Source organism: Kitasatospora sp. NPDC059088 (assembly GCF_042738155.1).
Classification (GTDB): Bacteria; Actinomycetota; Actinomycetes; order Streptomycetales; family Streptomycetaceae; genus Kitasatospora.
Genome location: NZ_JBHYGR010000044.1, coordinates 1 through 23005 on the forward strand (window position 1 = coordinate 1; position 23005 = coordinate 23005).

Sequence of the window (23005 nt, forward strand, 5' to 3'; positions counted from 1 at the left end):
TGTGGCGCGCGCCGCTCGAGATGTTTAACACCCGCGCGCGGCCCGCCCCCGCCCCCCCCGCAGTGGGGGGCGCGGCGGGCGGCCCCCCGGGGGCCCCCCGCGGGCGCCCCGGCCTGCCGGTCGGCGAGCCGTCAGCGCACCGTCTGCGCCACCCGCTGCGCCGGGACGCCCGGCGTCCGGTCCGTACCCGGCGCGGCCGGGGAGGCGCCCAGCGCGGTGCCGCGGGTCTCCTCCGCCCACAGCACGCACACCAGCAGGCCCAGCGCCGTCACCCCGGCGGCGATCAGCATGGTCGGGCCGGTGCCCAGGCCGGTCAGCGACAGCGGCAGCAGGTAGGTGCCCACCGCGGCGCCGATCCGGCTGACCGAGGTGGCCATGCCCACGGCGGTGGCCCGGACCTCGGTCGGGAACAGCTCGTTGGGGTAGGTCCAGTCCAGCACGTTCGGCCCCCCGCACAGGAAGGCGTACGCGCACAGCGCGGTCAGCGCCACGGCCGCCGGGGCGGTGGGCCACACCCCCAGCAGCGCCAGCGGCACGGTCATCAGCGCGAAGGACCAGACGATGACGGGGCGCCGGCCCTTGGTGTCGATCAGGCGCAGCGCCGGGTAGCAGCCCAGCAGGAAGACCAGGCTGATCAGCCCGGTGCCCAGGGTCTCCGTCACGGTGCCGCCGGGCATGCCGAAGGAGGAGAGGATCTGCGGGCCGAAGGTGAGCATCGCGAACAGCGGGCCGACCTGGCACAGGAAGAACAGGCCGCAGAACAGGGTGCGGCGCCGGTAGGGCGGGGTCATCAGCAGCCGCAGCCCGCCGGCGGCGCGGGCGCGCCCGGCCGGGTCGGGCATCAGCTCGCGGCCGTCGACCCGCACCCCCAGGTGCTTCTCGACCACGCGCACCGCCTCGCCGACCCGCCCGTTGGCGGCCAGCCAGCGCGGCGACTCCGGCGAGCCGCGGCGGATCACCAGGAAGACCACGCACAGCACGGTGGAGCTGGCCAGCATCCACCGCCAGCTGCCCGGCCCGGCCAGCTCCAGGAACAGGTAGCCCACCACGTAGGCGAGCACCGAGCCGGCGTACCAGGCGACGATCTGCTGGCCGAGCAGCCGCCCGCGGTGCTTGGCGGGCAGCCACTCGGCCAGCAGGGAGGTGGCGATCGGGTAGTCGGCGGCCACCGCCATGCCGAGCACGAAGCGCAGCACGGTGATCGCCCACACCGAGTCGACCCAGAACGAGAGCACCGAGCAGGCGACCATCACCAGCAGGTCGGCGGTGTACATCACCTCCCGGCCGATCTTGTCGGTCAGCACGCCGAACACGGCGCCGCCGACGAACATGCCCACCAGGGCGGCGGCGCCGATCAGGCTGACCTCGGCGGTGGACAGTCCCAGCTCGGGGCGCATCCCGATCAGGGCGACACCGACGATGCTCAGGATGTAGCCGTCGAGCAGCGGCCCACCGGAACAGGCCAGGGCCAGCCTGCGGTGGAAGGCGGTGTACGGGGCGTTGTCGATCGTTTGGGACATGGGTCTGCGGGTCCTCCGGGACGTACGGCGGCCACGTGCTCTGCACGCGTCACCGTGCGCCGGGTAGACGGCGGGGAACGACGCCGCCCACCGTGGACGACGCCATCGCCCGATCACACCGGGCGACCGTCCACGGTTGCCCGGGTACGGAGGGTGAACCACCGGGGCGAAGGTCGGCCGGATTCGTGCCCAAGGTCCCGAAGCGGACAGGCCCTTCGCCCGTGCCGGTTTACGCCCCGCCCAGTCCTCACGGGCCCTGCCGCCCTCCGCCCGCCCGGCGGACCGCCACGGGTGACCCTCGTCACTTTCGGCGCCCAACGGTGTGGGACCTGCCACTTTCAGGCCCCCGGACGGGACCCGCGCAGCCGCTCCAGGCCCACGTCCAGCGCCGCCTCCAGATGGACGACGGACCCCGTGGTCAGCAGGATCAGCACCCCGCCCTGGATCCCGGCCAGCAGCGCCGCCGCCTCCCGGCCGGCGTCCAGCTCCGCCGTGACCGCGCCGCCCTCCTGGAGCCGGCGGATCCCCGCCGCGAGCTGCTCCTGCCACTGCTCCAGCAGCCGGGCCGCCACCGCCCGCGCCGCCTGCGTGGTCGAGCCCAGCTGCGACAGCGCCGTGTGCAGCGGGCAGTTCACCCCCTGGGCGCGGTAGCGGGCCACCACCTTGTCCCGCCAGCGCTGCCACGCCGCCCAGTCGTCCAGCGATCCCAGCTCCGGCTGCTGGTCCTCCAGCACCCGCGCCGCCTCGTGGCGGGCCACGGCCAGCAGCAACCCGTCCTTCCCGTCCGGGAAGTAGTGGAACAACTGGCTCTTGCTCGTCGCCGTGCGGGCCATCACGTCCTCCAGCCGCAGCGCGAACACCCCCTCCTCGCGGATCAGCCCGGCCGCGCCCTCGACGATGCGCGCCCTGGTCGCCACGCCCTTGCGGGTCAGTGCCACCTCGTACCTCCCGGAGTCCACGCCCTTCCCGCTCAGGGCACCAGCACCAGCTTGCCGGTCGTCCGCCGGGACTCCAGGTCCGCGTGCGCCCGGGCCGCCTCGGCCAGCGGGTAGCGGCCGGTGATCCGCTGGGTCAGCCGCCCCGCCCGCACCAGGTCGAACACCTCGGCGCTGCGCCGCACCAGGGCCTCGCGGGTGGGGACGTGGTGGTGCACCACCGGGTAGGTCAGCAGGATGCTGTCGGGCAGGTCGGTGGGCCGCAGGGTGGGCACGCCCATGAAGGGCCCGTAGTAGGCGTGCACGCCGTGCGGGCGCAGGGCCAGCTGGGACGAGGCGAAGGTGTCGGCGCCGCCGCCGTCGTAGACGACGTCGGCCCCGCGGCCGCCGGTCAACTCCCGTACCCGCTCCTGGAATCCGGCGCCGGAGTGGACCAGCACGTGGTCGGCGCCGGCCTCCTCGGCCGCGGCGGCCTTCTCCGCGCGGGACACCAGCCCGATCACCCGGCCGCCGCGGGCCTTGACCAGCTGGGTGAGCAGCAGGCCCACCCCGCCGGCCGCGGCGTGCACCACGGCGGTGTCGCCCGGGCCGACCGGGTAGGTCTCGGTGCTCAGGTGGTTGGCGGTCAGGCCCTGCATCAGCAGGCCGGCCGCCGTCGCGTCGTCGACGCCCTCGGGCACCTTCACCAGGGCGGCGGCCGGGATCGCGAGCAACTCGGCGTAGCTGCCCGGGTGGTAGAACCAGGCCACCCGGTCGCCGACCGCCAGGTCCGTCACCCCCGCCCCGAGCGCGCTGACGTACCCCATGCCCTCGGCCCCCAGCACGACGGGGGCCGCCCAGCCCCCGGTGCCCTGCGAACGGGCCCCGACGTCCAGGTAGTTGACCCCGGCCGCGCCCAGGCGCACCAGCACCTCGCCGGGGCCGGGCACCGGGTCGGGCAGCTCGGTCCAGCGCATGACCTCGGGGCCGCCGTGCTCCTGGATGCGGATCGCGTGCATGGGGTGACACCTTCCTGTGCGGGTTCGTCCCGGGAGGGGACGTCCAGCACGGTAGGCGCCCGAAAATGGACCCACAAGTCCAGAAACTGGGAACTCAGTGGTGCCGCCCGGCCGGTACCACCGGCCGGGCGGGGCAGCGGAGTTCAGGAGGAGGTCGGGCGGTGCGGGCCGGCGGCGCGGTCCTGCTTGCAGGCCTCCTGCTGGAGGAGGACGGCGATCTGGTCGACGTCGTCGTTGACGTCGAAGAAGCCCTGGATGTTCGGGACGGCCGCGCCGTTGACGCCGACGAAGAAGGTGTAGAGGTGGCCGTCGTCCGCCTGGAGGTAGCCCGCGTAGCTCTGGGCGTTGATGGCGAACTGCTGGTTGAGCCAGCCGAAGCCGATGATGGTGCCGGGCTTGGCGAAGACCTTGCCCCTGGCCGGGCAGTTCGTGGTGCAGAAGAGTGTGTCGGTGCCGGGCGGCGGTGCGCCCGAACGCGTCGGGGTCCTGGATCCGGGAGGCGCCAGCTCAACTGGGCGGGCTGCCTCTGGGGGGCAGGTCGATGACGTTGTCGTTGTTGACATCCTCCCCGCGCTGAAGCGCGGGGATTCCGGCCGCGCCTGCGGCACGGGACCTGCGCCCCGGTCCGCTGGTGTTCCGGTGGGTTCCTGTTTCAACAGACCGTGCCCGGCGTGGGATCGCCACGCCGGGGCTTACCGGTCCTCCGCAGGCGTTTTGCCTGTCCGCCTGCCCGGCGGCCAGGATGTTGACAGCAGCGTTGAGGTCACGGTCATGCAGCACACCGCACGCACCGCAGACCCACTCGCGCACCGCGAGTGGCTTGGGTCCGTCGCGGTGTCCGCACTCCGAGCAGAGCTGGGAGGACGGGAACGTGCGGGGCACGATCCCGACGTGCCGCCCGTACCGGGCCGCTTTCTCTTCGAGCAGGCGCCGGAAGGCGGCCCATCCGGCGTCGTGGACGGACTTGGCCAGACGGCCCCGGGCGAGGCCGCGCACGTTCAGGTCCTCCAGGTGCACCGCTTGGGTCTCGCGGATGATCCTGGTGGTCTGCTTGTGCAGCCAGTCCATGCGGGTGTCGGTCACCTTGGCATGGGCCCTGGCGACCTTGCGGCGGGCCTTGGCCCGGTTCTTCGACCCCTTCGCCTTGCGGGACAGCGCCCGCTGCGCGGCCTTGAGTTTCCTCTCCGCCTTGCGGAGGAAGCGCGGGTTGTCGATTACGCTGCCGTCGGAGAGGACGGCGTAGGTGGTCAGCCCGAGGTCGATGCCGACCTCGGCATCGACCTCGGGCAGGTGCTCGGGTTCGACGTCCACCACGAAACTGGCGTGGTACCGGCCAGCCGCATCCAGGACGACCGTCACGGACGACGGGTCGGCGGGCAGCGCCCTCGACCACTTCACCCGCACGTCACCGATCTTCGCCAGGTTCAGCTTCCCGTTGCCCCGCAGCCGGAACCCGTTGCGGGAGAACCGCAGCGACTGCCGGGCATCGCGCTTCGACTTGAACACTGGCAGCCCGACCGGGCGACCGGCCCGCCTGCCGGACACCGAGTCGAAGAAGTTGCGGTACGCGGTATCCAGATCGCGCAGGGACGACTGCAACGCGTCCACCGACACCGACCCCAGCCACGACCGGGCATCCGTCCTCTTCGCCTCGGTGATCACCGACTTGGCCAGGGCACCGGTCGGGATCCTCGACCCGTCCGCCTTCCACGCGGCTTTCCGCAGGGCGAGCGCATCGTTGTACACCACCCGCGCACATCCGAACGTCCGGGCCAGCGATTGCCGCTGACCCTTCGTCGGATAGATGCGATAGGAGTACCTGAGATGCACGAAATCAACCTACCGACAGGCACTGACAACCAGATGCGGCCACCCGCACAGCGGTCCGCCCTGACAGCGAAACACCGCCACCTGACCTGCTCCGCAGGCAGTCCGTTTCTCCCCCGTAAGCGGGAGGTACCCCACCCCCGGCCAAAGCCTGGGGTATGCACGGAGGTCCCCGATGAACCGGAACGGCGCCGAACCGGCCTGGATCTACGACTGGTCGGGGTGGGCCTACGACTCGGGGCCCTGCCGCCGCTGGACCTCACCGCCCTGCCCACCCTCATCGTGTCCTGGTCTGGTGCACCGTAGGGGAGGGAAGCGCACGCCGCACGGTGGAGTGAAGCTGAGTACCCGTACTCAGGACCCGCTGCCGGGCCGTGGGGACACTGTTGGCCACGCCTTGTCGGTGGTGGTGGGGGAACGGACGCCAAACCGCGTTACGGCCTCGCGGCGCTGCTGGGGTCCACGCCGTTCGCAATAGTCGGCTTCCTCGTGCTGCTGGTCGACGGGACCGGGTGGTGGGCGCTCCTCGGGATGGTCGGCACCGGTGTGATCGCGGTGGTGGGGATGGCGTGGTGGGTCTCGCTGCTGTGGATCGCCGCGGCGTGGTCCCGTTTCCAGCGGAGCCAGTCCGCGGCGGCACGTCAGAAGTCACCGTGAGCCGCGGGCCCGGACCGCGCGGCGCGGTGCGGCGGGTGCCGATCAGCTCACCGGGACCGGGACGCCCCGGATGAGGAGGGGGAGGCAGGCGCCGTGGTCCCAGGCGTCCCAGGCGTCGTCGACGCGGCGGTACTGGTCGTCGGCCATGACCTCGCGCAGCCTGGACTGCGGCACCCAGTGGAGGCCGCGGATGTCGCCCGGCGGCTCGTGGCGGCGGACGGCCTGGGCCTGCTGGGGCGTGACCGTGCCGCCCGCGTAGACGAAGTCGAGGCCCTCGGGGAACTCGGCGGCGGGCACGTAGTCGATGGTCAGGACGGTGCGCAGGCCCAGGACGAGCCCGGTCTGGGTGTCGAGGTGCCGGCGGGCGGCGAGGTGGGGGAGCTCGTCCTGCTCGGCGCTGCCGCCGGGCAGCGTGAAGCCGTCCTGGTGGACGGGATCGGCGAGGAGGACGAGGGGCTCGCCCGACCCGTCGGGGTCCTCGGTGAGGACGAAGACATGGTGGCCCGAACGCCGCGCGGGCGGGCGGTGCTTGAGGAGGATCCTGCTCAATTCTGCTCCAGGTGTGGGGAGTTCGATGGTGTTACAGCGGCCGACGACGCGGCTTCCCGCAGGTCCCCGGCGCGGTCTCCCGGGGGGTGAGGGAGTGGAGGAAGGACGGGTCGACCTTCCACTCCGGCCCGGTCGCCCCGAGGGGACGAAGGACGGCCTTGCCGAACAGCACCTCCACGAAGACCCCTTCGTGAGGCTCCTTCGGATTGCTGAAGTCACGCACCACTTCGTGGAGTTGGAAGGGGGGAGAAGGCATGGGGGTCTCCGGAGGTTGCACTGCGCATCCGGCGAATCACCGGGTGTAGCCATGATGGCGTTCCGTCCTCTACGATCGCCAGGCTTCAACCTTCACAGTTCTGCCGAGTGACAAGACGAGGAAGATCGTGGGGATCGATGAAGACGATCAGTCGTTGTCTCCTGCCGTGCGCTTCGGGAATGAACTCCGCAGGCAGCGGCGCGCAAGGGGCTGGTCTCAGAGTGCGCTTGGCAGGCGCATGGGCTACAGCCATGGGCTGATCTCGTACATCGAAGGAGCGAAGAAGCCTGTAACACGTAAATTTGCGGTTGCGGCCGACCAGGTGTTCGAGACGGGTGGAGTGTTCGTCGAGCTGTGGCGGCGAATCTCGAACGCCAGCCTGCTGGAAGGATTCGACGAGTACGTCGAGGCCGAAGCGAGGTGCCGAAAGATCCGCACCTTTGAGTTGAACGTCATGCCGGGCCTCTTTCAGACTGAGGCGTACGCGTCGGCCCTGGCTCGTGCGGCCGTCCTTCGTGGCAGCATCACCAAGTCCCAGGCGAAGGAGCGAGTCGACTTCCTGATGGGGCGTCAGCTGGTGCTTCGTCGCGACCCGCCGCCAGTGGTGCATGCCGTCATGGATGAGAGCTGTCTGCTTCGGTCAGTGGGAGGGCGTGATGTCATGCTCCAGCAACTTCTGCACCTTGAGGGTTTGGCCGAGCTTCCGCACATCACGCTGCAGGTGGCCCCTTTCTCCCTCGGGGAGCACGTCCCGTTCACGATGCCGATAGTCCTGTTGACCCTTCGCGACCGCTCGGTCGTCGGCTATGCCGAGTCCCAGGCACGTGGGATCGTGGAGCGGGGGCACAGGGCGGTGGAAGCCTGGGACGGTGACTACGATCAACTCCAGGTGGAGTCATTGCCCAAGATGCCTTCGCTCGATGTGATCCGTGCCGTTCGGAAGGACCTTGAATGACCGGCCCCACTCTCGACCTGACCGACGCCAGATGGCGAAGGTCCGGTTTCAGCAACAACGGGGGCAACTGCGTGGAGGTTGCGCCAGGTTTTCCAGGGGTGATGCCTGTTCGTGACTCCAAGGATCCCAGCGGCCCGGCTCTGGTCTTTCCGGCAGAGGCGTGGAAGTCGTTCGTTACTGCCGTGCGCAGTGGCGAGTTCGGCGAGATCTGAGAGGAATGCCATGTCCGACCGCCTTGATCTGTCCGATGCCCGGTGGTTCAAGTCCTCCTACAGCAACAACGGCGGAACCTGCGTCGAGGTGGCTCCGAACTTTCCCGGGCTGGCTCCCGTCCGCGACTCCAAGGACCCTCAGGGCCCGGCCCTGGTCTTCCCGTCCGAGGCGTGGAAGTCCTTCGTTGCCGCCGTTCGCAGCGGGGAGTTCGGGAGCGTCTGAAACGGTAGGCCCGGACCGCACCCCCTGCGGTCCGGGCCGTCACCAACCGGTGAGGGCGTTCGTCAACCCGTGATCGTGGTGGAGCACCGCTACCGGCCGGCCTGTTTCGGGGTGGGGCACATTGAACCGGCGCTGTCAGCGCAGGGCCATACCGTGCGTGTTGTGGGCGACGATGAGGTGGATGACTATCAGGTGTGGGACATGACGGACGTCCTCACCTCGTTCTGCGCGCGCCTGTACGGTCGCCGCGTCGCCCGCGACCGAGCGGAGAGGGCGTTGACTGCGGCTGCGGAGAGTACCGAGTGACCCACAAGCAGGGAGTCAGGTTCGAGCTCGCGCCCGATTCGGACCAGGCCGTGTCGATGGGGCGGCACTGCGGGCTGTCCCGAGTGGTGGAGAACTCCACGGTAGGCCGCAGGGGCTGTCCTCCCGCATCCCGAAAGAAGCGTGCCGGGTCCGGGCGGCCGGATTCTCCAACTACCTCAAGTCCAAACAAGGCAAGCGCAAGGGCGCGAAGGTGGGCTTCCCGGGCTGGCGCAAGCGCAAGGACGGTTCGCGGTTCCGCTACGACGCCGACCGTGCCAAACCCCTGGACTCGAATACCGTGCGGCTGCCCGCCATCGGGGACGTGACCACCTGTGAGGACATGTCCTGGCTCACCAGCCGAATGGCTACCGGCGAGGCGCGCATACTCGGCGCGACCGTCCGCGAACAGGCCGGACGGTGGTGGGTCTCCTTGCAGATCGAGGTGGACCGTGATGGCGTCAACAAGCGCCGCCAGGTCAGCCACGACGCTCCCGCGTGTGGCATCGACCTCGGATCGAAGACCTTCGCGGTCATCCGCGACAGCGATGGCACCCGCAGGGAGATCGACGCCCCCAAGCCACTCAAGGCGGCTCTGCGTGCTCTCAGGAAAGCGAACCGGAAGCTGTCCAAGTCCAAGGAGGGATCGAAGAACCGGGGTAAGGCACACCGACGCGTGAGCCGAATCCACCTGCGGGTCGCCGACCGGCGTAAAGACTTTCTGCACAAGACCACTACCGAGCTGACGAGAACCAAGTCGGCCATCGCCGTGGAGACCCTGCACGTCAAGGGCATGGTCAAGAACCGCAGGCTGTCCCGCGCCATCAGTGACGCCGGGTTCGGGGAGTTCGTCCGGCAGTTGGAGTACAAGGCCGACTGGTACGGCTCCCGCATCTGGACAGCCGACCGCTGCTTCCCCTCCTCCAAGACCTGCGGAGACTGCAAGCGGATCAATCAGGGCCTGGTCCTCTCGGACCGCGTATGGGTCTGTCCCGGGTGTGGTGTCCACCACGACCGGGACGACAACGCGGCAGGCAACCTCCTCGCGGCGATGCTCGCCGACCCGAACTTCTGACTGACTTGAGAACCCTCGCCGGGGAGTTGTCCGGAGAGGAAAAACGCCTCGTGGAGACCACGTAAGACCTTACTCTCCGGAGTTGGCGGAGGTCGGTGAAGCAGGAAGAGACTCAGTGTGAGAATCGCTGAGGATCAATCAACGGGAGTGAAACCTGTGCGCGTGCAGACCGATCAGCTGTCGCAGCAGCCTGCGACCGAGACCACCGACAAGAGATCCGTCCGGCATGCCCTGCTAATCTCGCTGGCCAGCGGCATCGGCTACATGCCGTTCGCCCTGACCATCCCGATCCTGCCCGGCCACGTCACCGGACGACTCCACGGCGGGCCCGCCGAGGTCGGCGCCGTCGTCGGCGGTTACGCGCTGACGGCCCTGCTGGCGCGCCCGGTGTCGGGCGTGCTGATGAACCGCCTCGGTGCCCGGGTCCTGACCGTCGGCGGCGCGATCGTGACCACGCTCGCCACCATCGCCTACCCGCTCGCCGGGTCGATCGCCCAACTCGTGGGCCTGCGCATGCTGGTGGGCATCGGCATGGGCGTGATGCTGGCCGCGACCGGGGTCTGGCCCGTCCAACTCGTCGCCAAGGACCGGCAGAGCTGGGCGCTGGGGCTGGCCGGCACCGTCATCTACGTGGCCATCGGCCTGGGCGCCCCGCTGGGCACGCTGGTGGAGCACCTGGTGGGCACGACGGCCACGTTCGTGATCGCCGGGCTGCTGGCCCTGCTCGTCATCCCCATAGCCCTGGCCGTGCCGGAGGTGCGGGTGCCGCCGAAGGCGAAGGAGGGGGCGGGCGGCATCGAGCGGGGTCGGGCGCTGCTGGGTACGGTGCTGTCCAGTGTGGCGCTGGTGTTCACCGCGTTCGGCTTCGCGGCCGTCTCCGGCTTCGCGGTCGCCAAGTTCGACGCCCTCGGGGTCGCCGGGGGAGCGGCCGTGGTCACCGCCTACTCGCTGACCGTGGTGCTGCTGCGGGTGGCGAGCACCTGGATCCGCTGGGAGGCCACGCGACCGGTGGCGCTCGCCGCCCTGTTCCTCGTCGAGGCCCTGGGGGTCGCGCTCATCGGGCTGTCGAACGGCCTCGTCCTGGGCGTGGTCGGCGGGGTGCTCACCGGGATCGGCATGTGGCAGATCTACCCGGTGCTGGGGCTGTTCGTGGTGCGCTCGGTCGACGAACGCGGGCGTGCCACGGCGCTGTCGACCTTCGGGGCCTGCTTCACCGTGGGCCTCGCCGCGGGCAGCGGCTCGCTCGGGCTGGTCGCCGAGGCCACCGGGTACCGGACGATGTTCCTGGTCTGCGCGGCCTGCGTCGGCCTGGGCCTGCTGGTGGCCGTGGCGGCGGCCCGGGTGGCCCGGATCCGCTGACGCCTCCCGGCGGCGGGGCGCCCGCGCTCGGCTCGGCTCCGTCAGGGACCGTGCCGGACCCTCGGCGGGCGGTTCGCCGCCGGCGCCGGGGTCGGGCGGGCCGGGCGCTTCATCGCTCGGGCCGCCGGAACAGTGCCGCCCACAGGCCGGGCCGGCCGAACCGGCTCGCCTCCGGCGCCGATTCGTCGCGCATCCGCCGCAGCTCCACCTCCTGGAGGCCCAACGGCCCCTCGACGAAGATCCGGCGCAGTTCGTCGGCGGTGTAGGCCGGGGCGCCGTGCGGGGCGCCGTCCCGGTACAGCTGCGCGTCCGGGGTCCGCGTCCCCGCCCCGTCGCCGTCCGGCGCGCAGCAGACCAGTCCCAGGTGTCCGCCGGGCGCCGTCAGCCGCGCCAGCAGCGCGAGGTAGCCGGGCCGCCGGTGCGGCGGCAGGTGCTGGAAGAGGCCCGAGTCGTAGACCAGGTCGTACGGACCGGTCAGGGCGGCCGCCACCGGCCCGAAGGCGTCCCCGTGGTGGAAGCGCACTCCCAGGTCGAAGCCGAGGTGGTACTCGAACTGCTCCTGGCGGCTGCGCGCCTGGTCCAGGGCCCGCTGGTCGCGGTCCAGCCCGTCCATGGCGAAACCGTGCATCCGCAGGTGGAGGGTGTTGCGGCCGTTGCCGCAGCCGAGGTCGAGTCCGCGTCCACCCGGGGACGCCCCGATCACCCCGCGGTCCAGCAGGTCCGCCAGGCTCTCGTCCGGCTTCCCGCTGAGGGCCGGCACCGGCCGGCTCCGGTCGGCGTGTCGCGGCGCCCGTTCCCGCGGGGCCTGCGCGAACAGCCCGTCGAGCAGCTCCAGCAGTTCGTCCTCGGTCCGCACCACCCGTACGTCACCCTGTTCCTGCGCCATGTCCGCCTGCCCCTTTCGTCCCCCACGGTCGTCGCGACGCTACCGGGAACGGGCCCGCCCGCGCGGGCGGCGGGCGGGCCGACGGGACGGCTGCGGCGATCGCCCGCATCCGTTGCGGTCCGGGTCCGGGTCCGGGTCCGGGGCCAGGTCCGGGGCCGTGGGCGTGCCTACGAGCCGGCGGTGGCCAGGGCCAGGGTGGTGGCCATCACCGGGCTGGTGAAGGTGTTCGTCGCGGCGCCCGGGTTCTGGTGGTAGGAGCCCCATTTGAGGTAGTTGCGGTCGCCGTCCCAGGTGGTGCCCTTGAAGGTGCCCGCGCCGGTGCTGAACGTCTGCTTCTTGCCGTCGAACCAGAAGTCGATCGTCCCGTCGGTGCGGCCCAGGTGGATCTTGAGCGCGTACGCGTGCCACTCGCCGTTGTTCACCGGCGCCGTCCACAGCGGGTGCGCCACGTGCTCGGTGTCCCATTCCTGGAGCCGCACCCGGCTGTTGGTGATGTCGATCTCGATCGGGTGGTTGGCGGTGCCCTCGCTGGGCGAGCACTTGAGCTGGAACACGTACCGGCTCTGGTCGTCCTTGATGTCCACCGTGGAGGACCAGCCCAGGTAGAAGGTGTCGCCGCTCCTGAGGTCCGGGCCGACCGTCTCGCAGCGTTCCTGGTTCGCGGCCTGGAAGGCCCGCCACACGTCGCCCTTGGCGGGGTCCTTGACGACGCCGAAGGTGCTCGGGGCGGCGCACTGCACGCCGGGGAAGGAGGAGGGGCCGGTCTTGGTGCTCGGGGTCCACAGGACCTTGCCCGCCGCCGCGGGGGGGGCGGCGGGGCTGTCGGCGGCGGCCGAGCCGCAGGAGACCGCGCAGGTGGCCAGGGCCAGGGCCCCGACGGCGAGCCGGCGGTGACGGGACAGGGGGGACATGACGCTCCCAACGGAAATCGGGTGGTCGAAATCGCTGGCTGCGATTCGACCACCCGACGGCCCGGCCGACCAGGCGGAACGACCGGCGGAAGTACTTTTAGGTCATGTCCGGGTCAATTCTGCCTACGGCGTGGGCCGCTGCCCTGCGCCCCCGGAGCCCCGGGAGTCCCCCTCGCCCCCGGAGCTTCCGGGCGGCGGCGCGTCGTACGAGGAGGTGCCCTCGTCCAGCAGCGGCTCCTGGGTCTTGAGGTGCGCGGGGGCCAGCGCCCGCAGCGCGTGGTAGCCGGTGATGACGACCAGGGTGCCCAGTGCGATGCCGCTGAGGCTGAACGTGTCGCTGAACTTGAGGGTCACGTTGCCGATGCCGATGATGATGCCCGCCGCGGCCGGCACCAGGTTCAGCGGGTTGCGCAGGTCGACCCCGGACTTGATCCAGATCTGGGCGCCGAGCAGCCCGATCATGCCGTACAGGATGACGGTGATGCCGCCGAGCACCCCGCCCGGAATGGCCGCCACGACGGCGCCGAACTTCGGGCAGACGCCGAACAGCAGGGCGAAGCCGGCCGCGGCCCAGTAGGCGGCGGTGGAGTAGACCCGGGTGGCGGCCATGACGCCGATGTTCTCGGAGTAGGTGGTGTTGGGCGGGCCGCCGAGCGCGGTGGAGAGCACCGAGCCGATGCCGTCCGCAGAGATCGCGGTGCCCAGCTTGTCGTCCAGGTTCTCGCCCGTCATCTCGCCGACCGCCTTGACGTGCCCGGCGTTCTCGGCGACCAGCGCGATCACCACGGGCAGCGCGACCAGGACGGCGGACCACTGGAAGGAGGGGCCGTGGAAGGCGGGCAGGCCGATCCAGTCCGCCTTGCCGACGCCGGAGAGGTCCAGGCGCCAGTGGTCGGTCAGCTGCCCGCCCGGGCCCACCGAGTGGATCCTGCCGAAGACCCGGTCGAAGACCCAGGAGATCCCGTACCCGAAGACCAGCCCGAGGAAGATCGCCACCCGCGACCAGAAGCCGCGCAGGCACACCACCGCGAGCCCGGTGAACAGCATCACCAGCAGCGCCGTCCACTGGTCCTGCGGCCAGTACGTGGAGGCGGTGACCGGGGCGAGGTTGAAGCCGATCAGCATGACGACGGCGCCGGTGACGATCGGCGGCATCGTCGCGTGGATGATCCGCGCCCCGAAGTACTGCACCGCCAGGCCCACCAGGAACAGCACCACGCCCACCACGAGCACCGCGCCGGTCACCGTCGCGCTGGTGCCGCCCTGCGCCCGGATCACCGCGGCGACCCCGACGAAGGACAGCGAGCAGCCGAGGTAGCTGGGCACCCGGCCGCGGGTGGCCAGCAGGAAGATCACGGTCGAGACGCCGGACATCATGATCGCCAGGTTGGGGTCGAGCCCCATCAGCACCGGGGCGACGAAGCTCGCCCCGAACATGGCGACCACGTGCTGGGCGCCGAGCCCTGCCGTACGGGGCCAGGAGAGCCGTTCGTCGGGGCGGACGACCGCTCCCGGTGCGGGCGTCCGCCCGTCACCGTGCAGCTTCCAGCGCACGCCGAGATCCATGTGGGGGTTCGCTTTCTGTCAACTTCCGGGGGGTGTCCGCACCATTCTGGTGCGTCCCGGCCCCGGATCGCGCCACCGGCCCCGCTCCTGACCTGCGCACTCGCACGCGGGCGGCGGGGGTGGGGCCGGGGCCGGGGGAGTGCGACGGGGCGTCAGCCCCGGGCGTCGACGGCGGCGTTCGCCAGGTCGCCCAGCCAGGCGTCCAGGCCCTGACGCAGGATCGCGGTGGCGGCCGGGACGTCCGCGTCGACCTGCGGCCCGGTGTGGGTCTCCTCGGTGCGCACCAGGACGCCGCCGCGCACCGGGGTGAAGGTCCACACGTGCACGCCGTCGATGTGCAGGCCCTCGGCGACGGCGGGGCCGGTCCAGCGGATGCAGGCGCCGGGGCGCAGCTGCCGGACGGTGGAGGTGATGTCCAGGGCGGGGGCGGTGGTGGCGGGGTTGGGCGGCAGCGGGGTGGTCCAGTGGAACGCCGAGCCGGCCCGCAGCGGACCGCGGTCCAGGCGCTCGGCGCCCGACACGGCGTGCTGCCAGGACGGCCAGCGGGCGACGTCGGTCTGCAGCCGCCAGACGGTGGACAGCGGCGCGTGGATCACGGCCTCGGTGCGGTAGCGGACCCGGGCGGCGGGGGAAGCGGCGGTGGCGGCCTGGGCCGGCACGGCGGCGGTGCCGAGCACGGTGGCGGCGAGGGCGGCGGCGAGGGCGGCGGCGGACAGGGCGGCGGACAGGGCGGTGCGGATGCCGGACATGGCGGTCCCCTTGGGTCGACGGAGGTCTGGTGGATCCGTTAGGTGTTCTGTCGTTCGTTAGAAGTTGTAACTCCTGAGTCCGGCCGGGGTCAACAGGGCCAGTGATAACCTCTAACCAAAACGTGAGGATGTAGCCCACCGGCACGGAAGGCGGCGGAGCATGGCGAAGGCGGAGGCGGACACCGCGACCCCCAGGGAGCGCTACCGCGCCCAGGTGCGCGAGGAGGTCAAGCGGCACGCCCGGGAGCAGATCGCCGCGGCCGGGGCCTCCGCGCTCTCCCTCAACGCCATCGCCAAGCGGATGGGCCTGAGCGGGCCCGCGCTCTACCGCTACTTCGCCGGCCGCGACGAGCTGATCACCGCACTCGTCCGCGACGCCTACCGCAGCCTCGCCGACACCCTGCGGGTGGGCGCCGAGGGCGGCGCCGACCTGCGCGCGCTGGCCCACGCCCTGCGGCTGTGGGCCCTCGCGGACCCCCAGCGCTACTTCCTGATCTACGGCACCCCCGTGCCCGGCTACCACGCCCCCGAGGACACCACCGCGATCTCCGGCGAGATCATGACGGTCCTGCTGGACGCCTGCGCCGCCGCCCCCGCCGGGCGGGGGTCGCCCCCCGCCGTGCTCGCCGACCACCTCGCCGACCACCGCGACTGGGCCTCCGGCCACCCCGCCCCGCCCGAAGCGCTGCACCGCTTCCTGAGCCTGTGGACCCGCCTGCACGGCGTGCTGTCCCTGGAGCTGGCCGGCCACTTCGCCGGGATGGGCTTCGACCCGGCCCTGCTCTACGCCGCCGAACTCGACGACCTGCTCGCCTGAGCGCCTGCCGCCGGCCCTTGAATGTGATCCGTATTACATATGTCACACATGTGTCGTGACATATATCGTGTACCGTCTTCGGTATGAGCACTACAGCGAAAACCCCGACCCTTGTCTTCGTCCCCTGCTTCTCCGGCGCTCCGTGGAGCGCCGAGCAGCTCGCCCCCTACGGTGAGGCGCCCCGGCGGACGCTGCGCCTGCCCGAGGTCGTCGACGACATCGAGCGCTACGCCGACCACGTCGAGAACGCGGTCGCGGACCTGGACGACTACGTGCTGGTCGGCGACTCCTTCGGCGCGAACATTGCCCTCGCGCTCGCGACCCGCCGCCCGCGCGGCCTGCGCGCCCTGGTCCTGTCCGGCGGATTCGCGGCCAACCCGGTCGACTCCACGGCGTGGAAGGCCCTGATGCGGGCGATCGGCTCGGCCCGCGGCCCGCTGTACCGGCAGCTGACGCTGCGCGCCCACGCCCACCGGCTCGCCTCCCCGTTCGACGGCGAGGGGCAGGTGCCCTGGAGCGAGGCGCGCAGCCGTGAGCTGTTCCTCGTCAACACCCCGGCCGGCTCCTTCGGCGCCCGACTGCGGGCCGTCCTCACCGCCGACTACGTGGGCGTGCTCGGCCGGGTCCAGGTCCCGACCCTGCTTCTGAGCCCCTCGCACGACGTGCTGATCGGCGAGGACGCCGCCAAGGTCATGCTCGCGGGCATCCCCGACGCCCGGGAGGTCGTGCTGCCGCGCACCGGTCACATGTTCCGCTTCTCCCACCCGGCCACCTACGCTGCTGCGGTCGAGGACTTCCTCGACACCCTGCCGACCATCGACCCCACCACCCGGAAGGACGCCGGTGCGTAAGGCCGAACACCTGCGGTTCGCGATCCTGGCGGCCCAGCGCGAGGGCAACCGGCTGCTGATCCAGGCTCTCAAGCCCCACGGCATCACCCCGTCGCAGGCCGAGGTGCTGCGCCTGCTCCAGCAGCACGGCACCTTGAGCCTCAACGGGCTCGGGCAGTTGCTGGTGTGCGAGAGCGGCACCAACCCCAGCCGCCTGGTCGAGCGCGTCGTCGCGGCCGGGCTGGTCGAGCGCCGCCCCGACGAGGCGGACCGCCGCTACCTCCAGCTCAGCCTCACCCCCGAGGGCGTGCGCCTGGCCACCGCCGTCGCCGAGATCGAGGAGTCTCTATACGCCGGGATGGACGCCGCCGCCGAGGGCCTGGACACCGACGCGATGCTCGCCTTCCTGCACCGGTTCATCGACCCCTTGCCCTCGGGTGAGGCCCTCAACAAGCGCCTCGGCCTCGACTGACACCACGACCCCGACTGACACCACGACCCCGACCGGCGCCACGGCGCCGACCGGCACCACGGCCTCGACCGACAGCACGCTCCGCTCGCAGGAGATGCCGACGGGACGTCACAGCAGCTTCGCCCGTGCCGCCTGGATGCCCGTCTGGAACCGGGTCCGGGCCCCGAAGCGGTCCATCACCTGATCTCGCATGGGTATGCGCGAAGCACCGTATTCCTGGCGTTGGACAGCCCAGCAGAGCGTCAGTCAGTGGCAGAGCCACGACCACCGGAGACCCAGTTGCGACTATCAGTGTCAGTGGGGCGCATTATGGTGATCGCGTTGACCGAAAGGGGGTTGGCCGGGTGATCCGTGCGTATAAGTTCCTCATGCGGCCGACCATGGGTCAGCAGCAAGCGCTTGCTCAGATGTTGGGGGATCATTGTTCGCTTTACAATGGCGCGTTGCAGGAACGGCGTGACGCCTTCGGGCACGGGTCGAAGACCACGATCCGGTACGGCGATCAGTCGGCGCAGCTCAAGGAGATCCGGGCGTTCGATCCGGAGCGTCAGGGCCGCTGGTCGTTTTCCTCGCAGCAGGCCACGTTGCGCAGGTTGGACAAGGCGTTTGCCGCATTTTCCGCCGGGTCAAGTCCGGTGAGACGCCGGGCTATCCGCGCTTTCGTGGGGTGAACTGGTTCGACACGGTGGACTTCCCCAGGGACGGGGACGGCTGCCGCTGGGATTCCACACCACATGATCCGGTCACCCGTGTCCGGTTCCAAGGTGTTGGACACGTCAAAGTCAATCGGCACCGGCTGGTGATGGGGAATGTCAAGACCCTCTCGGTCAAGCGTGAGGGCAGGCGCTGGTACGTGGTGCTGACTGCCGAACAGGGTGAACCGGAGCCGCTGCCCGCGACCGGCTCCGTGGTTGGCATCGACATGGGCATAGCCAACTTCCTCGCCGACTCCAACGGTGAGTTCGCCCCCAACCCCCGCCACAGGGCCAAGGCAGCCGCGAAACTCGAAGCCGCGCAGCAGGCCCTGTCACGATGCAAGCGGCGTGGCAACCGCCGCAAGAAGGCCGTCCGGCACCTAGCCGACCTGCACCGCAAGGTTCGTCGCCAGCGTCTCGATCACGCCCACAAGACCGCCTTAGTCCTGGTCCGTGAACATGACCTGATCGCGCACGAAGACCTCAAGATCCGCAACATGGTCAAGGCTCCCGTGCCGAAGCCCGACTCCGACCGGCCAGGCAGCTTCCAGCCCAACGGGGCCAGAGCGAAGGCCGGGCTCAATCGGTCGATCTCGGATGCCGGTTGGGGGGTGTTCCTGACGATCCTGCACGCCAAGGCTGAAAGCGCCGGACGGGAGGTGATCGCCGTGGACCCCCGCAACACCTCCCGCACTTGCCCCCGTGATCAGTGTGGGCACGTTGCGGCGGAGAACCGGCCCACCCAGGACACCTTCCACTGCGTCGTGTGCGGCTACCAGGCGCACGCTGACACGGTGGGAGCCGTCAATGTTCTACGGGCCGGGCTGGTCCGTCGCGACGCTCGGAAGGGTTAGCGAGAAGCCCCCGGCGTCAGCTGGGGGAGGAGTCACGGCCCTTTCCCGCATCGGCGATCTCGTGCTCGCTGCTCCTGCAGCCAACGTCGACCCGCCGCAGTACTTCAACGACCCGGTGGACGCCGGCGACAGCTTCACCGCCTCCGTGGTCAACAGCGGCGGCTCCACCTACACGCTGCGGATCACCGACACCACCAAGGGCTGGACCGAGACCACCGACCAGCAGCTCGACGGACAGAACGTCAGCGCCGAGGCCGTCATAGAGTCCCCGAGCCAGAGCTACCCGTCCTTCGACCGCCTGGACTTCTCCGGCGTCACCGTCAACGGCCAGGTCTTCGACAGGTACTCGCCGCAGGCCATCAACAGCGGCCAGTACACCGAGACCCCGCTCAGCAACGGCGCCTTCGCCATCGTCCCCGCCTGACGCCTGACGCCTGACGCCTCACGCCCGGCCCGCCCCCGCCCCTCGGCCTGTCGCCCGCCCCGCCCCGTGCTCCCACGGGCCGGGGCGGGCGCACGCGTTCCGGGGCGTACGGCGCCGCGCCGCACCCCGACCCGCCCGCGCCGCACCCCACCCGCCCCCACGCCTGCCGCACACAATGCGGTGAACCGTGCACGACCGTGTACGTGCGACCAGGGGAACGCCACGATGGACAGCACCTCCGCCACGACCGTCCTGGCCGACGTCGCCGTGGTCCTGCTCACCGGCGTCGCCCTGACCCCGCTGCGCACCCGGCTGCGCCAGCCCGCCGTGGTCGGCGAGATCGCCGTCGGGGTCGTCCTCGGCCACGGCGTGCTCGGCCTGCTGCCCGGCGACCCCACCGAACGGCTCTTCCCGCCCGCCGCCCGCGCCCACCTCGCCGTCCTCGCCCAACTCGGCATCGTGCTCTTCATGTTCGCCGCCGGCTGGGAGCTCGACCTGCGCCGGCTGGCCGGCCGGGCCCGCACCGTGCTGGCCGTCACCACCGCCTCCCTCGCCCTGCCCTTCGCCCTCGCCGCCGTCCTCGCGGCCGCCCTGCTCGCCCGCCACCCCGCCCTGGCCGGACCGGCCGCCACCCCGGCCCTGTTCACCGTCTTCCTCGGCATCGCGCTGTCCGCCAGCGCCCTGTCCGTCCTGGCCCGCATCGTCGAGGAGAACCGCCTCCAGGCCGACGGCACCGGCGTGCTCGCCACCGCCTGCGGCGCCCTCACCGAGATCCTCCTGTGGTGCGCCGTCGCCGCCGTGGCCGCCGCCGCCCACGGCCCCGACCACGGCGGCCTGCCGGCCGCCCTCGCCCGGATCGCCGGCTGCGCGGCCGCCCTGGTCCTGCTGGTCCGCCCGCTGCTGCGCCGCCTGCTGCTCGGCCCCGCCCGGCGCGCCGTCACCGACCGGCCGCTGCTGGTCCTGCTCGCCGTCGCCGGCGCCGCCCTGCTCTGCGCCTGGACCGCCTCCCGGCTCGGCCTGCACGCGGTGATCGGCGCCTTCGCCCTCGGCCTGGCCATGCCCCGGGACGCGGGGGAGGAGCTGCGCCGGGCCGTCCAGCTGCCGCTGCGCAACGCCGGCGCCCTGCTCGTCCCGGTCTTCTTCGCCCTCACCGGGCTGTCCGTGGACCTGCACGGCATCGACGCCGCCGGCCTGCTCGCCGCCGCGCTGCTGCTGGCCGTGGCCTGGGGCGGCAAGTTCGCCGGGGCCGTCCTCGGCGCCCGCCTCACCGGAGTGCCCCGCCGCGAGGCCGCCACCGTGGGGGTGCTGCTGAACACCAAGGGCCTGGGCGAGGTCCTCATCCTGACGCTGGGGCGGGACCTGGGCATCATCGGGGAGCGGCTGTTCACGGTCCTGCTGCTGACCGCCCTCGCGGCCACCCTGCCGGTCAACCCCCTCGTGCACCGCCTCGCCGGCCGGGCCGGCGCACCGGCGCCGCGCCCGCTCCTGGAGGCCCGGGCGGCCCCGGGCGCCCCGGGCGGCTGACCCGGGGCGCCCGGTCGCCCTCCGGCCGGGGGCGACCGGGCCCGCGTCAGCGCAGGCCGGCGAAGAGGTCCTGCTCCGGCAGGGCGGCGCCGGTGGTGTCGCGGACCCGGACGAAGGTCTCCGTGCCCATCAGCTCGGTGAAGCGCTCCTTGCCCATCCGCAGGAAGAAGATGTTCTCGCCCTGGCTGGCGTGCGCGGCCAGCGCGTCGTACTTCTGGCCGCCGAAGGCGTGGGTGTCCACCCAGGTGGTGACCTCCTCGTCGGGCAGCCCGATCGGGGGCAGCTCGGGCTCGGGGGCCCGTCCGGCCCCGGCGGCGGCCTCCCCGGCGTCCCCGGTGTCCGCGGCCTCGCCGGCCTGCTCGTCCCAGTCGGTGCCGAACTCCTGCATCGCCTCGAAGAAGCGCTTCATCGACGAGTGCGGCGCGGTGGTCCAGTACACCTTGGACGTCACGTCCGGGACCAGCTCCAGGGCGGCCATGGTGATCCGGTGGGCCTGGATGTGGTCGGGGTGGCCGTAGAAGCCGTTCTCGTCGTAGGTGACGACGACGTCCGGCCGGTAGCGGTGCAGCAGTTCGGCCAGCCGGGCGGCGCCCTCGGCGACCGGGGTGCCCCAGAACGAGCCGGGGGCGTCGTTGGCGGGCCAGCCCATCATCCCGGAGTCGCCGTACTCCAGGAGTTCGAGGTGCTCGACGCCCAGGACCCGGCAGCTGGCCTCCAGTTCCTTGCGGCGCAGCGCCGCGACCGCGGCCGGGTCGTGCCCGTCCTCGCCGGGCTTGACGCCGCCGGGGCCGTCGCCGCAGGCGCCGTCGGTGCAGGTGACCAGGACGGTGCGGACGCCCTCGGCGGCGTAGCGGGCGAGGACGCCGCCGGTGCCGGTGGCCTCGTCGTCGGGGTGGGCGTGCACTGCCATCAGGGTTAGGGGCCGGTCGGCCATGGTCTCGTCCTCGGTTCGTTCGGGTGATCCACCCCCAGTCTGCCCGGCCGCTCCGACACCCGGCCGCCCGCCCTCGCCCGACGCCGTGGCCGTCGCCGTTCCGCGCCGTTCGCCGCGAACTGATATGAATGTTCTTCGGACAAGCAATTCACAACAGTTGACGCATCCTCACCCGAGGGCACCCCCGCCCGCTGAGGCCGTCCCCGAGGCGGTCCCCTGGGGCCGCCCCCGACTCCCGTCAGGGTAGCCCGCACTACCCGAACGGGTATCCGCCCGGGCCCACCCGAGTACCCGTACTCGGGTGGGCCCGGCGCCGCGCGCACCAGCACGGGGCCGTGCACCCGGCAGCGACCCCGAGGATCGGCACCCGCGCCACACCCTCGCCGGCTACCGGCCCTGACGCCCGTCCTGACCGCCCGTCCGGCCCGAATGGCCCACAGATCCGGCGGTCAATTGGATACCCCATTGGGGCATCGGTCCTGGCTAGGGTCGAGGCACACGCTGCGCCGCGAGAACGGGCGCACGCCAACGGGAGGGAACCCATGCGCAAGATCATCATCGGGCTGGCCGCCACCGGTCTGCTCCTCGCCGGCACCGTCGCCACCGCCGGCACCGCCGAGGCCGCAGGCACCCGCTGCGGCGACTGGAGCACCGCCGAGCCGCTGCTCAAGTACGGCGCCACCGGCGACGCCGTCAGGGAGCTCCAGTGCGAGCTCAACTACTCGCTCAACCCCGACGTCTTCGGCAAGACCACCGTCGACGGGGTCTTCGGTGACGACACCCTGCGCCGCGTCCGCATCTTCCAGAACTGTATGCCGAACCTCCAGGTCGACGGCCAGGTCGGCCCGCAGACCTGGGGCCAGCTGGACTGGTGGAGCTCCAAGGACGCCTACCCCAACTGCACGGCCATCTAGGTAGGAACAGCTGGCAGGAACAGCTGGCAGGAACAGCTGGTAGGAACAGCTCGTGGCAAACCCGGGGGCGGGGCATCCGGAGCCCCGCCCCCGGGCGCCGTCCGAGCACCGGCCCCGTCAAGGAGATGGTCCACCGTGCTGATCGCCGACTTCGACGCCTACGGCCGGGTCGCCGACTTCGACCCAGCGACCGGACGCCTCGGTCCCGACCGCACCGCCGACCCCGGGCAGCCGACGCACGGCCACTACGGCCGGCTCGGCGGCACCCAGGTGGTGTTCTACCGGGCCGGGGACGGGCTGCGGATCCGGGTGGGGGAGCGGGACCTGCTCCTCGACGCCGCCACCACCGTCCGCCACCGGATCGCCGAGCCGCAGTGCGTGCTGACCGTCGGCCGGGCCGTCGAGTTGCGCTACCCGGTGCCGCCGGAGTGGTACGGCCTGGCCGACGACCCGACCCCGTTCGTCGAGGCCGAGGACTTCGACCTCGGCCTGTTCGCCGCCGACGTCCTGGCCGCCCCCGGGCGGGCGGCCCGCGTCTACCGCTGACGCCCGGCCGGGTC

25 protein-coding genes and 2 pseudogenes are annotated in these 23005 nt (G+C 71.7%); 15 read left to right on the top strand and 12 right to left on the bottom strand.

What is annotated here, in order from left to right:
- Window positions 1-131: 131 nt before the first annotated feature.
- The 5 genes from ACFWXO_RS20840 to ACFWXO_RS20860 all read right to left on the bottom strand — a co-directional run bounded on the left by ACFWXO_RS20840 (window position 132) and on the right by ACFWXO_RS20860 (window position 5283).
- The gene (locus ACFWXO_RS20840; RefSeq protein WP_380525291.1) at window positions 132-1520 is read right to left on the bottom strand and encodes an MFS transporter; all 1389 of its coding nucleotides are present in this window, start codon (window positions 1518-1520) and stop codon (window positions 132-134) included.
- A gap of 338 nt (window positions 1521-1858) precedes the next feature.
- The gene (locus ACFWXO_RS20845; protein WP_380525292.1) at window positions 1859-2458 is read right to left on the bottom strand and encodes a TetR/AcrR family transcriptional regulator; all 600 of its coding nucleotides are present in this window, start codon (window positions 2456-2458) and stop codon (window positions 1859-1861) included.
- Window positions 2459-2490: 32 nt separating this feature from the next.
- Window positions 2491-3453 (bottom strand): quinone oxidoreductase family protein, encoded by a 963-nt coding sequence (locus tag ACFWXO_RS20850; protein WP_380525293.1) that lies wholly within the window; start codon window positions 3451-3453, stop codon window positions 2491-2493.
- Between the two features lie 143 nt (window positions 3454-3596).
- Window positions 3597-4016 carry a hypothetical protein gene (locus ACFWXO_RS20855; protein WP_380525294.1) on the bottom strand — a complete coding sequence of 140 codons (420 nt, stop codon included), beginning with the start codon at window positions 4014-4016 and terminating at the stop codon, window positions 3597-3599.
- Entirely contained in the window at window positions 3961-5283 is a 1323-nt protein-coding gene (locus ACFWXO_RS20860; RefSeq protein ID WP_380525295.1) for an RNA-guided endonuclease InsQ/TnpB family protein, read from the bottom strand. Before ACFWXO_RS20860 ends, ACFWXO_RS20855 begins: the two co-directional genes overlap by 56 nt.
- Before the next feature lie 486 nt (window positions 5284-5769).
- Between ACFWXO_RS20860 and ACFWXO_RS20865 the strand changes: the two genes are divergently transcribed.
- Window positions 5770-5937 carry a hypothetical protein gene (locus ACFWXO_RS20865; protein ID WP_380525296.1) on the top strand — a complete coding sequence of 56 codons (168 nt, stop codon included), beginning with the start codon at window positions 5770-5772 and terminating at the stop codon, window positions 5935-5937.
- A 42-nt stretch (window positions 5938-5979) separates the two neighbouring features.
- On the opposite strand, the gene ACFWXO_RS20870 is transcribed toward ACFWXO_RS20865, so the two are convergent.
- Together ACFWXO_RS20870 and ACFWXO_RS20875 are read right to left on the bottom strand one after the other, a co-directional pair.
- Complete coding sequence (locus ACFWXO_RS20870; RefSeq protein WP_380525298.1) at window positions 5980-6486, bottom strand: NUDIX domain-containing protein; 507 nt, start codon at window positions 6484-6486, stop codon at window positions 5980-5982.
- Window positions 6487-6517: 31 nt separating this feature from the next.
- A complete protein-coding gene (locus tag ACFWXO_RS20875) occupies window positions 6518-6742 on the bottom strand; it encodes a hypothetical protein (RefSeq protein ID WP_380525300.1) in 225 nt (74 codons plus the stop codon).
- 127 nt (window positions 6743-6869) lie between these two features.
- Between ACFWXO_RS20875 and ACFWXO_RS20880 the strand changes: the two genes are divergently transcribed.
- The 6 genes and pseudogenes from ACFWXO_RS20880 (at window position 6870) to ACFWXO_RS20905 (ending at window position 10869) form a co-directional block, all read left to right on the top strand.
- A complete protein-coding gene (locus ACFWXO_RS20880) occupies window positions 6870-7697 on the top strand; it encodes a helix-turn-helix domain-containing protein (RefSeq protein ID WP_380525301.1) in 828 nt (275 codons plus the stop codon).
- On the top strand, window positions 7694-7909 hold the full coding sequence (locus tag ACFWXO_RS20885; protein WP_380525302.1) for a DUF397 domain-containing protein: 216 nt from the start codon (window positions 7694-7696) through the stop codon (window positions 7907-7909). The genes ACFWXO_RS20880 and ACFWXO_RS20885 overlap by 4 nt, the downstream gene beginning before the upstream one ends.
- A 10-nt stretch (window positions 7910-7919) precedes the next feature.
- Window positions 7920-8132: a DUF397 domain-containing protein gene (locus ACFWXO_RS20890; protein ID WP_380525303.1), complete on the top strand. Its 213-nt coding sequence runs from the start codon at window positions 7920-7922 to the stop codon at window positions 8130-8132.
- 72 nt (window positions 8133-8204) lie between these two features.
- Window positions 8205-8438: pseudogene (locus tag ACFWXO_RS20895) on the top strand (IS607 family transposase); the annotation flags it as partial.
- 115 nt (window positions 8439-8553) lie between these two features.
- Window positions 8554-9510, top strand: a complete 957-nt coding sequence (locus ACFWXO_RS20900; RefSeq protein ID WP_380525362.1) for an RNA-guided endonuclease InsQ/TnpB family protein — start codon at window positions 8554-8556, stop codon at window positions 9508-9510.
- 162 nt (window positions 9511-9672) lie between these two features.
- The gene (locus tag ACFWXO_RS20905) at window positions 9673-10869 is read left to right on the top strand and encodes an MFS transporter (protein WP_380525304.1); all 1197 of its coding nucleotides are present in this window, start codon (window positions 9673-9675) and stop codon (window positions 10867-10869) included.
- 109 nt (window positions 10870-10978) lie between these two features.
- Here ACFWXO_RS20905 and ACFWXO_RS20910 read toward each other — a convergent pair whose 3' ends face one another.
- The 4 genes from ACFWXO_RS20910 to ACFWXO_RS20925 form a co-directional block, all read right to left on the bottom strand.
- Window positions 10979-11755 carry an SAM-dependent methyltransferase gene (locus tag ACFWXO_RS20910; protein WP_380525305.1) on the bottom strand — a complete coding sequence of 259 codons (777 nt, stop codon included), beginning with the start codon at window positions 11753-11755 and terminating at the stop codon, window positions 10979-10981.
- 167 nt (window positions 11756-11922) lie between these two features.
- Complete coding sequence (locus ACFWXO_RS20915) at window positions 11923-12666, bottom strand: heparin lyase I family protein (RefSeq protein WP_380525306.1); 744 nt, start codon at window positions 12664-12666, stop codon at window positions 11923-11925.
- A gap of 123 nt (window positions 12667-12789) precedes the next feature.
- Window positions 12790-14232, bottom strand: coding sequence for a uracil-xanthine permease family protein (locus ACFWXO_RS20920; RefSeq protein WP_380525307.1), 1443 nt, complete (start codon window positions 14230-14232; stop codon window positions 12790-12792).
- Window positions 14233-14384: 152 nt separating this feature from the next.
- Complete coding sequence (locus ACFWXO_RS20925) at window positions 14385-14981, bottom strand: SRPBCC family protein (protein WP_380525308.1); 597 nt, start codon at window positions 14979-14981, stop codon at window positions 14385-14387.
- Between the two features lie 160 nt (window positions 14982-15141).
- Between ACFWXO_RS20925 and ACFWXO_RS20930 the strand changes: the two genes are divergently transcribed.
- From ACFWXO_RS20930 to ACFWXO_RS20955, 6 genes and pseudogenes are all read left to right on the top strand, one after another.
- A complete protein-coding gene (locus tag ACFWXO_RS20930) occupies window positions 15142-15798 on the top strand; it encodes a TetR/AcrR family transcriptional regulator (protein WP_380525309.1) in 657 nt (218 codons plus the stop codon).
- 83 nt (window positions 15799-15881) lie between these two features.
- Window positions 15882-16649: an alpha/beta fold hydrolase gene (locus ACFWXO_RS20935; protein WP_380525311.1), complete on the top strand. Its 768-nt coding sequence runs from the start codon at window positions 15882-15884 to the stop codon at window positions 16647-16649.
- The gene (locus ACFWXO_RS20940; protein WP_380525312.1) at window positions 16642-17100 is read left to right on the top strand and encodes a MarR family winged helix-turn-helix transcriptional regulator; all 459 of its coding nucleotides are present in this window, start codon (window positions 16642-16644) and stop codon (window positions 17098-17100) included. The genes ACFWXO_RS20935 and ACFWXO_RS20940 overlap by 8 nt, the downstream gene beginning before the upstream one ends.
- Before the next feature lie 344 nt (window positions 17101-17444).
- A pseudogene (locus tag ACFWXO_RS20945) lies at window positions 17445-18649 on the top strand (RNA-guided endonuclease InsQ/TnpB family protein).
- Between the two features lie 61 nt (window positions 18650-18710).
- Complete coding sequence (locus ACFWXO_RS20950; RefSeq protein ID WP_380525313.1) at window positions 18711-19073, top strand: hypothetical protein; 363 nt, start codon at window positions 18711-18713, stop codon at window positions 19071-19073.
- 225 nt (window positions 19074-19298) lie between these two features.
- Window positions 19299-20597: a cation:proton antiporter gene (locus ACFWXO_RS20955; protein ID WP_380525314.1), complete on the top strand. Its 1299-nt coding sequence runs from the start codon at window positions 19299-19301 to the stop codon at window positions 20595-20597.
- A gap of 46 nt (window positions 20598-20643) precedes the next feature.
- Here ACFWXO_RS20955 and ACFWXO_RS20960 read toward each other — a convergent pair whose 3' ends face one another.
- Entirely contained in the window at window positions 20644-21531 is an 888-nt protein-coding gene (locus ACFWXO_RS20960) for a PIG-L family deacetylase (protein ID WP_380525315.1), read from the bottom strand.
- A gap of 542 nt (window positions 21532-22073) precedes the next feature.
- Here ACFWXO_RS20960 and ACFWXO_RS20965 point away from each other — a divergent pair.
- Entirely contained in the window at window positions 22074-22445 is a 372-nt protein-coding gene (locus ACFWXO_RS20965; protein WP_375895775.1) for a peptidoglycan-binding protein, read from the top strand.
- 135 nt (window positions 22446-22580) lie between these two features.
- Complete coding sequence (locus tag ACFWXO_RS20970) at window positions 22581-22991, top strand: hypothetical protein (RefSeq protein ID WP_380525316.1); 411 nt, start codon at window positions 22581-22583, stop codon at window positions 22989-22991.
- Window positions 22992-23005: the final 14 nt, after the last annotated feature.